This window comes from Carnobacterium sp. GW821-FHT04C06 (assembly GCF_059420345.1).
Genome location: NZ_JBWKTN010000004.1, coordinates 261023 through 275626, shown reverse-complemented (window position 1 = coordinate 275626; position 14604 = coordinate 261023). Strand labels below are relative to the sequence as shown.

General features: G+C 35.1%; 15 protein-coding genes. 4 read left to right on the top strand and 11 right to left on the bottom strand.

Annotated features, from left to right (window positions below):
• The first annotated feature begins 41 nt into the window (after positions 1-41).
• Positions 42-503 carry a GNAT family N-acetyltransferase gene (locus AC07SW_RS08725; RefSeq protein ID WP_135018222.1) on the top strand — a complete coding sequence of 154 codons (462 nt, stop codon included), beginning with the start codon at positions 42-44 and terminating at the stop codon, positions 501-503.
• Positions 504-618: 115 nt separating this feature from the next.
• Here AC07SW_RS08725 and fni read toward each other — a convergent pair whose 3' ends face one another.
• The 4 genes from fni to mvk are packed head-to-tail and all read right to left on the bottom strand — an operon-like array spanning position 619 to position 4741.
• Positions 619-1674: a type 2 isopentenyl-diphosphate Delta-isomerase gene (fni, locus tag AC07SW_RS08720; RefSeq protein WP_119908552.1), complete on the bottom strand. Its 1056-nt coding sequence runs from the start codon at positions 1672-1674 to the stop codon at positions 619-621.
• A 22-nt stretch (positions 1675-1696) separates the two neighbouring features.
• Positions 1697-2785 carry a phosphomevalonate kinase gene (locus AC07SW_RS08715; protein ID WP_074401572.1) on the bottom strand — a complete coding sequence of 363 codons (1089 nt, stop codon included), beginning with the start codon at positions 2783-2785 and terminating at the stop codon, positions 1697-1699.
• 38 nt (positions 2786-2823) lie between these two features.
• Positions 2824-3795, bottom strand: coding sequence for a diphosphomevalonate decarboxylase (mvaD, locus tag AC07SW_RS08710; RefSeq protein WP_119908551.1), 972 nt, complete (start codon positions 3793-3795; stop codon positions 2824-2826).
• A complete protein-coding gene (gene mvk, locus AC07SW_RS08705) occupies positions 3785-4741 on the bottom strand; it encodes a mevalonate kinase (protein ID WP_119908550.1) in 957 nt (318 codons plus the stop codon). Before mvk ends, mvaD begins: the two co-directional genes overlap by 11 nt.
• 379 nt (positions 4742-5120) lie before the next feature.
• Here mvk and coaA point away from each other — a divergent pair, with 379 nt between their 5' ends.
• The 3 genes from coaA (at position 5121) to AC07SW_RS08690 (ending at position 9018) form a co-directional block, all read left to right on the top strand.
• Positions 5121-6044 (top strand): type I pantothenate kinase, encoded by a 924-nt coding sequence (gene coaA / locus AC07SW_RS08700; protein WP_034568285.1) that lies wholly within the window; start codon positions 5121-5123, stop codon positions 6042-6044.
• Between the two features lie 131 nt (positions 6045-6175).
• Positions 6176-7714, top strand: coding sequence for a glutamine-hydrolyzing GMP synthase (gene guaA / locus AC07SW_RS08695; protein WP_034573323.1), 1539 nt, complete (start codon positions 6176-6178; stop codon positions 7712-7714).
• A gap of 176 nt (positions 7715-7890) precedes the next feature.
• Positions 7891-9018: a YecA family protein gene (locus AC07SW_RS08690; RefSeq protein WP_494632692.1), complete on the top strand. Its 1128-nt coding sequence runs from the start codon at positions 7891-7893 to the stop codon at positions 9016-9018.
• 197 nt (positions 9019-9215) lie between these two features.
• Here the strand turns inward: AC07SW_RS08690 and AC07SW_RS08685 are convergent, their stop codons facing one another.
• The 7 genes from AC07SW_RS08685 to AC07SW_RS08655 all read right to left on the bottom strand — a co-directional run bounded on the left by AC07SW_RS08685 (position 9216) and on the right by AC07SW_RS08655 (position 14095).
• Entirely contained in the window at positions 9216-9503 is a 288-nt protein-coding gene (locus AC07SW_RS08685; protein ID WP_494632690.1) for a hypothetical protein, read from the bottom strand.
• A 38-nt stretch (positions 9504-9541) separates the two neighbouring features.
• Positions 9542-9913, bottom strand: a complete 372-nt coding sequence (locus tag AC07SW_RS08680; protein WP_494632689.1) for a hypothetical protein — start codon at positions 9911-9913, stop codon at positions 9542-9544.
• Positions 9913-10284, bottom strand: a complete 372-nt coding sequence (locus AC07SW_RS08675) for a hypothetical protein (protein ID WP_208205344.1) — start codon at positions 10282-10284, stop codon at positions 9913-9915. Before AC07SW_RS08675 ends, AC07SW_RS08680 begins: the two co-directional genes overlap by 1 nt.
• A gap of 2 nt (positions 10285-10286) precedes the next feature.
• A complete protein-coding gene (locus AC07SW_RS08670) occupies positions 10287-11474 on the bottom strand; it encodes a site-specific integrase (protein ID WP_494632688.1) in 1188 nt (395 codons plus the stop codon).
• On the bottom strand, positions 11467-11670 hold the full coding sequence (locus tag AC07SW_RS08665) for a DUF3173 family protein (protein WP_494632686.1): 204 nt from the start codon (positions 11668-11670) through the stop codon (positions 11467-11469). Before AC07SW_RS08665 ends, AC07SW_RS08670 begins: the two co-directional genes overlap by 8 nt.
• Positions 11671-11693: 23 nt before the next feature.
• On the bottom strand, positions 11694-12755 hold the full coding sequence (locus AC07SW_RS08660) for a replication initiation factor domain-containing protein (RefSeq protein WP_494632685.1): 1062 nt from the start codon (positions 12753-12755) through the stop codon (positions 11694-11696).
• 365 nt (positions 12756-13120) lie between these two features.
• Positions 13121-14095: an FtsK/SpoIIIE domain-containing protein gene (locus AC07SW_RS08655; RefSeq protein ID WP_494632684.1), complete on the bottom strand. Its 975-nt coding sequence runs from the start codon at positions 14093-14095 to the stop codon at positions 13121-13123.
• Positions 14096-14604 lie beyond the last annotated feature (509 nt).

The following is a 14604-nucleotide window of genomic DNA, read 5'->3' as shown; positions in this document are numbered from 1 at the left end:
AATGATAGAAAATGCGAGGATAAAAAGAAAGGAAGAGATAGATGATACACTTTCAATCAATTGAAAAAAAGAAGCGATACCCTTATTTTGACCTGTTGTTGATTGGAGATGAGGGGGTTACTGAAGTTGAAAAGTACCTTGATAAGGGAGAGCTATTGTTAGTGTTAATGGATCAGTTTGCGATAGGTGTGATGTTATTTATTCCAGTTGATCAAACAACAATTGAATTGAAAAACTTTGGTCTTTTACCTGAATGGCAAAGGAAAGGTTTTGGTGGACAGGCATTAATGCTAGCGATAGCTTATTATCGTGAACGCTATCAAAAAATGGAAGTAGGGACAGGGAACTCTAGCTTAGACAATTTAGCATTTTATCAAAAATGTGGATTTCGGATGGTAGCAGTTAAATCAAATTTTTTTAGCAACTATGCAGAACCCATTTACGAAAACGGCATTCGGTGTTTGGATTTGGTTGTTCTTGAAAAAACGATTGAGAACAACTAAAAATTGAATAGTTGGATGATGTATAAAATTCCCAATACAATTTTCTTTTTTGTTATTTTATTTATTATTCTACAAAAAAAAGAACCTACAATTTTTAAAGTAGGTTCTTTGCTTTTTAAGATCGCTTCGCAAACTGCTGGTAATCAATTTCTCTAGCTAGGCACCAATCACGAACAGATCCACTAATAATAAGATCAGTTTCTTGCAATTCAGGAATTGTCTTTTTACCAAGGAGCGTCATCATGAGTTTTAGTTCTTCTTGCCAATTTTCAATCGTTTGAATGGTTGAATCAACGCCATCGTTTAAAATAGAATGTAGGAAGAATCCTGATGCACCAACTGCTTTGGCACCTAAAGAAAGGGATTTAATAATGTCGAAGGAATTTCGTACGCCACCAGAAGCAAGTAGATTCATTTTCGTTAAGAAAGGTTGAGCTTCCAATAAGGAAACAATTGTTGATTGTCCCCAATTCTCTAAGAAATCAAGAGAATGAGAAGCACGACGAACATTTTCAATTGCAGCAAAATTAGTACCGCCTCGTCCACTTAAATCAACTGTTTCTACACCAATTTCATTTAACAACGAAAGGGTATTGCGGCTCATTCCAAAGCCAACTTCTTTGACAATCACAGGCACATCCACTTGTTTCACGACGGCCTCGATTGAGGTTAGCCAATGATGAAAATCACGATCGCCTTCAGGCATAATCAGCTCTTGAGGGGCATTTACGTGTAATTGAATCGCATTTGCTTGAAGCATGTCAATGGCGCGAAGTGCATTTTCAACCGAATGATCTGCACCAAGATTTGCAAAAATAAGACCAGCTGGATTGTATTGGCGCAACACCTTGAAGGAATTAGTGACGCTAGGGTCTTTTAAAGCAGCGCTTTGTGAACCAGAAGCAATCGCAACACCAGTAGCTGCCGCTACTTGAGCAAGCTGGGCATTAATTTTTTCTGTTTTTTCACTTCCACCAGTCATTGCATTGATATAAAAAGGAGAGGACATATGAAAATCTAAAAAGGAAGTACGAATATCCACATCATTAACAGCCATTTCAGGAAAAGATTGATGGACAAAGGCTAGTGCATCATAGTCTGATTGTTTTGGTTTGTTGAAAAATTTTTCAGCAATTTCAACATGTTCATTTTTACGATTTAATTGGGACACTGTACATTCCTCCTAGCTGAATTTATTTTTTTGAGGTGCCATTTTTTTCTGTAAAAACATGGAGAGGTAGCGTCGTGATTCCTACTTCTTCCCAAGCTGTCACTAATGGAAGCAAGCCTTCTTTTTGTTGGAAAACGACAATTCCGCAATCTCCTCCACCTGCACCAGATGATTTTGCAGCGCCATTAAAGGTTTCTGCTAGATCACAAAGTTTTTTCAAGGCGGGTGTTTCAATTATGACGTTCGTTTTGGCACTCATTGAAAGCAGTAATTGACGATTTACCCGAATTTGTTTTTGAATAGTTTCGATATCGCCATTTTGAAAAGCTTCGATAATAGCATTAACGCAGTTTGTGCTGTTTTTTAAAAAGGTTTCGTAGGCAGTCACATCAAGTTTACGTTGATCATTCACCTTATCAACAAGATTTGAAGTTGACGCAGGTGAACCTGTCCAGCCAATGATGAGACGCAAGTCACGTGGAGGCGTTAAAGGCAAAATGGATAAAGAGGGCCAGTCTAATTTTAAAAGTTCGCTTAGACTTAATTCTTTTTCTTTTGCTAAGACCCAATCACGATCAAAGGTTTTAAAGGCAATCCAACCGCCATAGACGCTTGCAGCAATATCTCCACAAGAACCGTTCCCTTGTACAAATAAATGAGCTAAAGCAGCGATTTTAAAGATTTGTTCTTTTGATAAGTTCAATTCATAATATTTCGAAAGTGCTTTAACAGTTGCCACGGTTACGGCGCCACTTGAGCCTAAACCGTATTTCTTCCCATTTGAATTGTCTAATTCACTTGTGACAGTCAGCTCATAAAAAGATAATTCTTTGCCTTGCTCCTTTGCAAAACGTTCAGTTAAATTCATCGCTTCTAAAATATAATGAAAAGGATTCTCGCGTTTGTCTAATACGAGTTCTCCATTTTGTCTTGTCCAAAGAATAGGGAGTTCGCCATATTGAAAAGAGCGAATACTTCCATAATTTTCTGCGTGAGTTAAACGAACCGTAATAAATTGGTCAACGGCGACAATAATTGCAGGATGTCCTGCTTCTACGACGGCGTATTCTCCAGCAATATACAACTTGCCGGGGGCTGAAGCTTCAATCATAAAATTAAACTTCCCTTCAAATTAAATAAAATCTAGATTTAGAGTAAACGAATACCAGGACCAACGCCTGCTGAAATTAATTGTTCTTCTTTAAATAGTTGACTAAAACGAGCTTTGACTAGTGATAGCTCAGATTTTTTACATAGCACTTTTACATTTGGACCAGCATCCATTGTAAAATAACACTGAAGTCCTGCATGACGTAGCTCACGAACGAGTTGCATGGCTTTGATGCTATCTGATTCCCAATAAGAAAAGGGCGGGTTAGCGCCGAGCATGGTGCCGTGCATTTTCAAACCATTTCGTTCTGTAATTTCGCCAACTTTTTGGAAATCATGGTCTTGAATGGCTTGTTTCATTTCTGCTAAATCAAGTGGCGTTGTTTCAAGCCAGCCTGGATAAAAAGGGGATGTCTCAACCGTGCGTTTCATACCAACACGGCTAGATACGGCTTTTTCATGTTTATTAACGACAACGATTAGCATAGCAAGATCCCAATTGGCATCATCAACGGGAACAGCATAGGACGTTTCATCGCTATCTCCCATTTGCCATTCTACAAAACCGCCAAAAATACTTCGTGAAGCAGAACCTGAACCCCTTCTAGCTAGGCGAGATAGTTCAGTTGGAGTTAAGTTTAAACCACAAGCTTGACTGCTAGCACCAGCTAAAGCGGCTAAGCCTGAAGCAGATGAAGCCAAACCTGCTGCTGTTGGAACATGGTTGGTACTATGGATGATTGCAGACGTTGAAATGGCTGCTTTTTCACGAACTAAATCTAAAAAACGGCTGACTTTTTGAGTTGCCAGTTCATCTTGAAGCTGTTCGTTTAAGTAAAATTGATCGTTTTTAAGTGTTGAATCAAAGGTAACCTTTGTATCTGTATAAAAGGCATCTAACGTTAGAGAAAGACTGCTATTCATTGGTAAAATTAGAGCATCGTCTTTTTTCCCCCAATATTTAATTAAGGCAATATTGGTATGTGCGATCGCGCGACCACTATTTTTCAATTTGATTTGCTCCCATCTGATAAATCCACGTATTTTTAGCACCGTTTTGCTTTAATTTTAGTGCAATCCAGTCAGCATCAGTTTGTGTTTCTGCTAAGGCAATCATGCAACCGCCTAAACCACCACCGGTTAATTTTGCACCAAGTGCGCCACTCTCAATTGCCGTATCCACCAGTAAATCTAAGGTTGAATTGCTAACACCTAACTGCTGAAGTAAATGATGTGCTTGGTTCATACTTTCGCCAAGCGTTTCTTTATCATTGCTGCTTAATGCTAGTTTTGCTTGTTTTGAAAGAGTTCCTAGTTGGGTGATTTTTTGTTGAGTAGCTGCTTGATGGGTGATAAATTGCTCTTCAATTAGTTGAATCGCTTTTTTTGTTTGTCCCGTAATGCCAGTATCTGCAACAATCAAGCAGCCATTAAGATTTAAATCAAAGGCTTCAAAAGCTTGGTTTTTCACATAATAAAGGGGTGTAGTCCCACTCGTCATGGCAGCATCTAAGCCACTGGGATTGCCATGAGCGATCGTTTCAGCAACATCAATTAGATGCATTAATTGTTCTCTTTCAAGAGGCTGATTGAAATAATCATACAAAGCTCTGATTGTCGCAACGGCAACGGCAGCACTTGACCCCATGCCACGTTCCGGTGGAACCATACTTGTAATTGTAATTGAAAAATCAACAGCAGATTTCTTTAAAACGGCAAGTGTTTCAGAAATGGCTGTTAATAAACTGTTGAGTCGTAATGGAGCCTCTTGTAATAAGCCACGATAAAAGGTGCAGTCAAGAGTTGCAGGTCCAATTTTTTGTTCAATTGTTGTTTGGATGGAAACTGCTGGAAAAGGAATTGCAATCGCTGGCTCTCCGTAAACGACGGCGTGTTCTCCCATTAAGATAATTTTTCCATTAGCTGTCCCGAATCCCTTTTTTGGCTCTTGATTCATTGCAAGAACTCCTATCCTATATAATCAATCTTATTTTCTACATTAATATAGTAGAAACAGGCAAAACGTATTAAAAAGCATACCGCCAAAAATTTTAACATAGAATAACTGATTTTACTATTATATCTCAATATTTAAGGAAATTTTAATGCTTAGGAGAAATCTAGTGAACCAGTCTATTTTATCGAATAAATGGCAAATAGTAAATTGAATGACTTAAATTTTAGAAATTCTTCGTGAAACTAAGAAAAACTTAACAGGAACTCAAGGTTAAACTTAAGAAATAAAAGAAATCTAAAAAACTTGTGGGAAAACTATATAAATGACTGCTTTTTTGGTACAATAATCAAGAAGTTAACCCTAGGAGGATCCAATTGTTATGAAGGAATCAGCGACATATCATATAATTGAGCGGGATGAATGGCAAGAATTTTATCAAAATAGTGTCGCTCCTTTGACGAAAATAGAATTAGAACAGCTAAAAGGATTAAATGATCGGATATCTTTGACGGATGTTGAAGAAGTGTATATCCCTATCGCTCATTTAGTTGATATTTATTTAAAGCAATATGAAGATCTACAAGAAAATAAACTGCGTTTCTTAAAGAAAAATGTAGAGAAAAAGCCGTTCATTATTGGCATTGCAGGAAGTGTAGCAGTAGGAAAGAGCACGACAGCACGTCTCTTACAGATGATTTTATCGCGTGTCTACAAAACCAAGCGTGTTGAATTAATTACGACGGATGGCTTTTTATACCCTAATCATGAGCTAGAAAAACGTGGCATTATGGATAAAAAGGGATTTCCTGAAAGTTATGATATGAATCGCTTGATTAACTTTTTAGGAGACGTGAAAAATGGCGTTCCTCATGTTGGGGCACCACTTTATTCACATGAGATCTACGACATTATTCCAGAGGAATTTGAATACATTGACCAACCAGATATTTTGATTGTAGAAGGCATCAACGTGTTACAATTGCCTCAAAATCAACAAATTTACGTCAGCGACTTTTTTGATTTTTCCATTTTTGTGGATGCGGAGCCAGATTTAATTGAACAGTGGTATTTAGAACGGTTTGGCTTATTGCTTAAAACAGCCTTTAAAGACCCGACAAACTACTATTACTCCTATGCCATAGGAAATCAGGAAGAAGCCTTTACAATGGCGCGAGACGTCTGGAAACGAGTGAATTTAACGAATCTAGAAGAATACATTATGCCCACGCGAAATCGAGCCGATTTGATTATTCATAAAACCACCAATCACAAAATCGACCAACTGTATTTAAGAAAATATTAGAAATTGCTTCAAAAAGCGTGAGAAATGTTGACCAAAGGCAAAAGAATCGCTACAATATACGAATAACCAAGACTTGTTTGACAAGTCAAAAAAATAAGATGGGGTGAGCGCAAGTGGCCAAAGCTACTGATATGACAACGATTGAAAAAATTATTGTGCTTGACTTTGGAAGTCAATACAACCAATTAATTACTAGACGCATCCGTGAATTCGGTGTCTATTCTGAATTACTTTCTCATAAAATCACTGCGGAAGAAATCAAAACGATGAACGTTAAAGGGATTATCTTCTCAGGAGGACCAAACAGTGTTTATGATGAGGGTGCATTTAAAATTGACCCAGCTATCTTTGACTTAGGAATTCCAATTTTAGGAATTTGTTACGGAATGCAATTGATGACGGATGTATTAGGTGGAAAAGTTGAAGCGGCCAATAACCGTGAATACGGAAAAGCTGAAATCGTGATTGAAGACGCCACTGCTCCATTATTTAAAGGATTAGCAAAAGAAGAAACAGTTTGGATGAGTCATGGTGATTTAGTAACTAAAGTCCCAGAAGGCTTTACTATTTCAGCAACAAGTGCTCACTGTCCAATTGCTTCAATGTATGACAGCAAACGTAACTTCCATGCAGTTCAATTCCATCCAGAAGTACGCCACTCCGTTAACGGAAACGAAATCTTAAAACATTTTACATTTGATATTTGTGAGTGTGCAGGAGATTGGAGTATTTCAAACTTTATCGAGCTTGAAATTGCAAAAATTCGCGAAACAGTAGGCGACAAAAAAGTTCTACTTGGTTTATCAGGCGGAGTAGATTCAAGTGTTGTTGGTGTTCTTTTACAAAAAGCAATCGGGGATCAATTAACGTGTATCTTTGTTGACCACGGCTTATTACGTAAAAATGAAGGCGATCAAGTAATGGGAAGCCTTGAAGGTAAATTTGGTTTGAACATTATTCGTGTTGATGCAAAAGAACGCTTTATGGAAAAACTAGCTGGCGTAAGCGACCCAGAACAAAAACGTAAAATTATTGGAAATGAATTTGTTTATGTTTTTGATGATGAAGCAACTAAATTAGACGGAATTGATTTCTTGGCACAAGGAACACTTTATACAGATGTAGTTGAAAGTGGAACCGACACTGCCCAAACAATCAAATCACATCACAACGTTGGTGGACTTCCAGAAGATATGCAATTTAAATTAATCGAGCCTTTAAATACTCTATTTAAAGATGAAGTTCGTGAATTAGGAATCGAGTTGGGCATGCCTGAAAGTTTAGTATGGCGTCAACCATTCCCAGGCCCAGGTCTAGGAATTCGAGTTCTTGGCGAAATTACTGAAGAAAAATTAGAAATCGTTCGCGAAAGTGATATGATTTTACGCGATGAGATTGCTAATGCAGGTCTTGACCGTGACATCTGGCAATATTTCACCGTTCTACCTGGCATCCGTAGTGTTGGTGTTATGGGAGACGGCCGTACGTATGACTACACTGTTGGAATCCGTGCGGTAACTTCAATCGATGGAATGACAGCTGACTTTGCACGTATCCCTTGGGATGTTTTGCAAAAAATCTCTGTTCGTATTGTTAATGAAGTAAGTCATGTAAATCGTATTGTGTATGATATTACGAGTAAGCCACCTGCAACTGTGGAGTGGGAATAACAGAAAAGAGCTTAGAAACCTTTATTTATAAGGATTCTAGGCTATTTTTTTGATATTCTGCTAACAATTTGCAAACAATAGAATTTATTCTATGAATTCTCAATACTACATTTGCTAAAAAAAGATCTTCAATGTAAAATATAATTAAATATTATTGATATGAAATGAGGATAATTATGAACCCGTATACAACTACACCTTATGTATTTGGTCCCTACGAACCCTGCCCATGTGAAAGTGGAAAAAAATACAAATTTTGTTGTTACGTTAAAAGTAACAATGGCTCTAATAGTAAAAAAGAGTATAATGCCAAAAGACTATATTCAGAATCTCATAAGCATTTTAGAGATACCGATTTCAAAATGTGCTTTGGATTTGATAATAATTGTGATCATGGTTATATAAGTTCTCATTCTTTACAAAATAATGGTGTCTTAAATCTAATTGCCGATGAAGGACATGTTTATATGTTAGATATAAATTATCGAGAACATTCTTTAGTTCCTAAACTAGAGTTTAGAAAGATTGGAAAAAATCAAGCAAGCACCTTCAACGGTTTTTGTAAGTATCATGACGAAGAATACTTCAAAATAATAGAGGATGTTCCCTTTGAGGGAACTGATGAACAAAATTATTGGTTCGCTTTTAGAGCACATTGTTTTGAAGCTCATAGAAAATACAGACTTAAAAAAAGTTATTCGTCTTTTTTTAAGAAATCACCTGAAGCCACAAGAAACAAGCAATTATCAAATAATTATAGAGGAAACGAATTAAGTATAATAGATATGGAAGTTGACTATAATCGATTTAAAAATATTTATGAAACTCGTGAATTTGATAAATTAGAAAGTTTTGTTAAAGTTCTACCTTTTAAAACTGCTTTTACTGTAACAACTGCTGTTGCCATATGTGTTGATATAGAGGGGAATCCTGCCGCAGATATTTATAATTATAGTGAATCCATATATATCCCATCTATTTATTTATCTGTAATTCCAAAAGAATCTGAAACTATTATTATAGTTTCCAGATTTAAGGAAGATGAATGTTATGATAATTTCATCAAATCTTTAAATTTTTGTAAAGATGATCGATTACTTTTTTCTTTCTTAACTTATTGTATAGCAGAGTATAGTGAAAACGTCTATTTTTCTCCTTTATTAATTGAAAATATGTTAGCTTTAAATGAAAAGGAACTAATTGCAACAGCTTTTTTCGGGGCTGCCAGTCCAAATGAAGAATTGAGATACCAAAGTATGATGAGTTCATTTAAATTAGATTTATTTAAATACAAACTACAATAAACATCTTATTTATAGTGTCGAAAAAAATTGGATATTAATTATTGCGCCTCTTACTGTGAGAATTATACTAGATTAAAACCATTACTCATAATCACTTAAAACAAATGAACAAGGGTAAAAATTAAGAACCTATAGACCTTTATTTATAAGGTTCTAGGTTCTTATTTTTATATGTTGCAAACAACAACTTTATTCCATTAGTTATCTGACTTTAAATTCTCTTCTTTTCTTTGTCTATCTAAGCAAAGGCTCTTAACTTTTCTTTGTGTAAGTTCCAAGGAATCAAAACTTTCCCTACGAGTAAAATTATCATGTTTATATTTAGCAACTTCATTTAAGGCTAGTTGGAAAGCTCCACATAACGTCTCGTGTAAATCATTTCCATCAGCATAAACAGACATAACTTGCATGTTCATTTCCTTAAACTCATCTGGTATATCTTCGCCAAATCTTTCAATTTTTATAGTTACTTGGTTGTTCCGCATTCTTAAATAACCTCCTAATTATGCTCTAACGACACCTTCTATTTACATACGATTGTGATTAAATGTCGTTTCAAGTATACCATATTAGGTAAAGTCAAACCGCTTGCTAGCCATATATGATTTTTTATTTCTGCATGAAAGAATGCTATGAAATCGCCCTGCGTACTTAAGGGTAAATCTTCTACCATACATTCGTAGATAGGTCGTTTCTTTGCTGTATCTTCTATAACCAAAATATCATTCATATAGGCATAATTGAAACCAGTTTCTTTCATTTCCTCTATCCTTGAGTATACCAAACTTTTCTTATTAAATTTTTCTCGTACAAAAGTTGGCTTTAAACCATTCAAATATAGGACACCAATTGACGGTTCATGTAAAAATGCTATGGAATCAATATCAATATTCATTATGCAAGCTCAATTTTTTCAGCACGATAATACATAGGATGGCCTTGCATACTGCATTCTAAGTTAACAAATTTAACTTTTACAGAGTCTTTTTTCATAATATCATCATTAGTCATGAACGGCTTAGGATCAAGTATTTTCATTTGCGTAGACTTTTTCTTGAACTTCCCATCTAGTATAGTTACCGAATAATTTTGTCCTATGATTTTATCTGTAGCAAAATTTTTATCTTTCCCATCTTTATCTTTTATAATCACACCATTTTCATCTGCTCTTTTTTCTTGTTCAAAAACTGGAATTACTTCATCTAATTCAAAGATATTCCCTATATTGTTAAAATCCCAATCTCTAACGCTTAATAATTTTGCCATTTTTATTTTCCTTCTTTCTTGATATATTGGTTTCCACTAAATTTTTTTGTTTCTTTTATTGCCATTTCATTTGTCTCGACATTTATAAGACCTACAAGCCTATTAGCAACCTCTACATTAGTATTTGGATATAGATGCCCATAAGTCCCGAGAGTGGTCTTTATATCTTCGTGTCCGAGCCTGTCACGTACTACAATAGCATTTTCTCCCAATGATATTAATAATGACGCATGGCTATGACGTAGAGCATGAGTTTTTATCCTATGAACGCCTGCAAGCTCCGAGTGCCTTTGAATAATGTGATAGGGCGCACTCTTATTTGTGGGTAATCCATTGTAAGAAAGAATCCATTTTGAACCTCCACAATTTTCTTGTGCTATTTTCCAATTCTTTAAATATCTTATCGTATCACTATCTATTGCAATTACCCTATTGCTAGCAGTTGTTTTAGGTTCAGTAATGTAATATTCTTCAGCATTTTTATAGTACATAGATTTATTGACACGTAAGGTCTTATTTTCAAAATCAATGTCTTTATCCCATTCTAACGCTTGAGCTTCACCAAAACGTAACCCAGTCATAAATAGAAGCCAGATAAGCATGAACGAATAGTATTGATAGTAATCAGAAGTATCAAAGGTAGCTATCACGCTCTCAAACTCTGCTTGAGTCCAAAAATCAACTTTCTTTTTTGTCTTTTTAACATTTCCTACTTGTTTTGCAACGTTTTTTTGCAATAAACCTAACTTTACAGCTAAATCTAAACTCATTTGAAACAATCCATAAATATTTCTAATATAAGCACTAGAATATTTTTCAGATAATTTGTTTTGCCACTTTTTTATCATTGGTGGACTGATTTCATTTAATTTTCTTTTGTAAAAATAGGCGAAATGGATTCTCATGGAAGAAACTCGGTTATCATAGGTTCGCTTTTTAACAGAACGTTTATAGTCTGGTTCAAAATAAGTTGTATAGAATTCTTGATAACTCATTGAACTATTCTTCTTAATAGCCGTTTTAGAATAGTCATTCATGTAATCATCGTAAGCAGATTTTGCTTCCTTTTGGGTTGGATAACCACGTTCCCAATGTTGGACTCGTTTACCTTTTTCATCAAAACCTAAACTGGCTACAAAGTACCAGCTTCCATTCTTTTTATCTTGATAAACATTTGCAATCTTAGGCATGTATTTTTTCTTCAATTTCAAGATTTATTCCTAAAATTTCCTCAACTGCTGCTACTGGAACTCTAGCCAATCTCTTAGAGCAATAATAAGCAAAACCTTTTTCAACCATTAGACATTTGGCAAGTCTGATGATACTGGCAGATTGACTTGTTCCGTATCCAAGTTCTATCAAGTCGTATTTTGTTATTGTAACCATAATTTCCTCCTTTAATCTAGTTGTTAATATTCTTTTTCTTTTTTTGTTCTTGCGTGTACATCTGAAATTAAGTCAGTTCGTCCAATAGAAACTAAATGAGCTATCATTCTTTCAGCCAATCCACGAGAGAAGTCTTTTTTTTGAAATCTCAAATCATTTAAATTCCCTAATGCGTTGTTCTCTGATAAGAATACAAACGCTTGATATGTCGCTAATCCTCCTTGTTCCTCAAGCCAATTAGCACTACTTTGTAGTGTTGTAACTTCGTATTTTCTATTCAGTTTAATAGGTGGTATTTTCAATAAAAACTTATCCCAAAACCTACAGACTGTTTTTTTTGAGCTATCTGTGTAAAAACGAAGTTCTTGACGTAGAACTGCCCGAATAAGATTTTCAAGCGATTCATTCTCATAAGCGATTCTCCTAGCCATATCATTAGCAGGTTCTCTTTTTAATTCAATTTCAATTCTATTCCAACTACCAAAATCTGATATATCCATTCCAGTCATTTTAGCTTGCTCGATAGCTTTATTGTAAATACGACACATTAGATCACTTGTACGACAGCCTATATTTAAGGTTTTACCCGTTGTAAGGCGGTACTTTGATTCATTTATTGAATAATCACGACCATTTGACCAATAAAGATTTTTCTTTGCCTTACTAATCAACTTTTCTACTGTAAAATAAGGTAGCTCGTTTTTATCATCAAGAGCACAGTCTAATCGTAGAAATTCAACTTTCTCACAAATTCCAAAAGCTACTTGAAAGAATTTCTTCCAAGTTAATGACTTACTCTTTAAGATTATTTCAAGTTGAGTACACGCTTGACCACTTAGCTGAATACAACAATCTGGTGTAAAAAGTGCATTGCGGTAAGTATATATATGAATTAAGCCGTATGAGTAATAAGAATCGTAACCATAGAACCTCAGTTGACCATCTGAAAGCTCACAGTCCATAATTTCAATGCCAAGTAGTTCATTAATTATTATTTCTGGCTGTTCCCATAGCCTAATTTTAATCCAATCTAGCTTTGCAGTAACAAATTCCGCTTTTGCAATTATTAATACACCACCGTTCATTTCTCTAAATTTGTTCAAAATGAAGCCATTTTCTTGCCTTTATAAAACAGCTTAAAACCCTTGACACATAAGCTTTTTATCGTGAAAACATGTTACTGTTGGCCTGGTATTACAAGCAGGCCGGAAGTTTCTCGTTGAAACTATTTCTAATTCGACCGCCCCGCTCAGAAAATCAGAGATTTTCTGCCGAACTAGAAATGCCTCAACAAATAATCAGCATTCAAAGTAGTCTTCATTTTCAACAAATATTATCATTTTCAGCTTTTCAAGCTGACTGCCCTTGTCACTCGGCAGACTTCGTGAGGGCATTTCATAAATAATGAAAGCAAAGAACGCTTTAATCATTTACAAAACGCTCATTTAGTTTAAACATTTTCATTATAAGAATGTGCTACATGTTCCCATACAGGTAAAATCGCTTCAAATACGTTTTTCTCAAATTGTGGTGATTCAAATGATTTTGGTGCACTACGTTCAATAGAATACATACCTGCACCTTTTCCGCTAACTTGTGGAACATCTGTTGTACCAAACATCATTCCTGCAGATTCTTTACTTGGATTTCCTAAAAATACAGAATTTTGCAGCTGTTCACGGATATTAGAGCTTAGAGAATCCGCCCTGGGCTGTTGCATAACAATCAAAATTCCCATTGATAGACTTCTGGCTTTTTGGGCAATAATAGCTACCATGTTTTCAAATTCTTTTTTCTGCTTAGAGTCCATACTTGCAACTAACGAACTGTACTCTTCTATCACTAAAAGTGTGGGCTCCAAACCAATATCTATACCAACTGAATCAAACGCCGAGCTTTCATCATATAGAGCCATTCTATGCTCCATTTCAGCCAAGTAATGTTTTACGATTCTAAAAGCATCAGCATTTGATGTTCCATAGTTCTCAGTAGGCATATTTACAGTCTTAAAGAGCTTATAAAGGTCACTCTGCTTAGGGTCAATAGCCATAATATTAGCATGTTTGCCATTCACTTTTTGACTAATGAATCGAGTTAGGTAGAAATAGGTGAAATAGGACTTACCTGCACCACTAGCGCCACTTATCAGCATGCTGTAATTGTTCCTCAAATTCACTTTAAAATCACCATGTATTTGAATAAGCAAGCTGTCATCTTCTTTTGGTAAAGAAACTACCTGTTCACGTGTAATATCAAATTTCATGAAAATATATTCAACATAATCCATTGTTTCATTGACTTCATATAACGACATACTTAGCTTAGACTCAAGCGGTTCTCGAAGTTGATTCGCAACTTTTTGGTAAGAATCTCCATTCTTCTCAATAATAACTTTTAGTATTTCTTCCTCCTCAATATAAGCCATGCGAATTTCACTTATTAATTGCCCATTTCTATCCTCTTCATAAAGATTATTTTGATAAATAAAATTTTTCAAAGTGGGTTCGTATGATCGGTAATTAGGAAAAAATTTCTTTTTAAATCGAATAAGGATTGTCAAGATTATTCCCAAGCAGTACACTGTGAGAATGAAATTTGCAACGCCATAATTTCCTTTGAGACCAAAAAAAATACTCAATACTAAAACAGCAAGACTAAAGAGAGCTAATCTTTTAAAATATACGAACCAAGGTAATCTTGATTTGTAGATTTGACTCAAACTTACAATATAAAGTTGTCCTATTTCGTTTTCTGTTTTTAGCCCAAAGATAGAGATAATTTGTTTTTTTAATTTATTGCTTATGATATTGCCCACCTGCTTTCTTTAAGTTTTTTAAGGTTCACTTGTTATTAGTTCTTGATTTTATTATCATTTCAACTATATCGGGCAAAGAGCATATTAAAAGTACAACTGATAGTATTAAAAATGCTTTT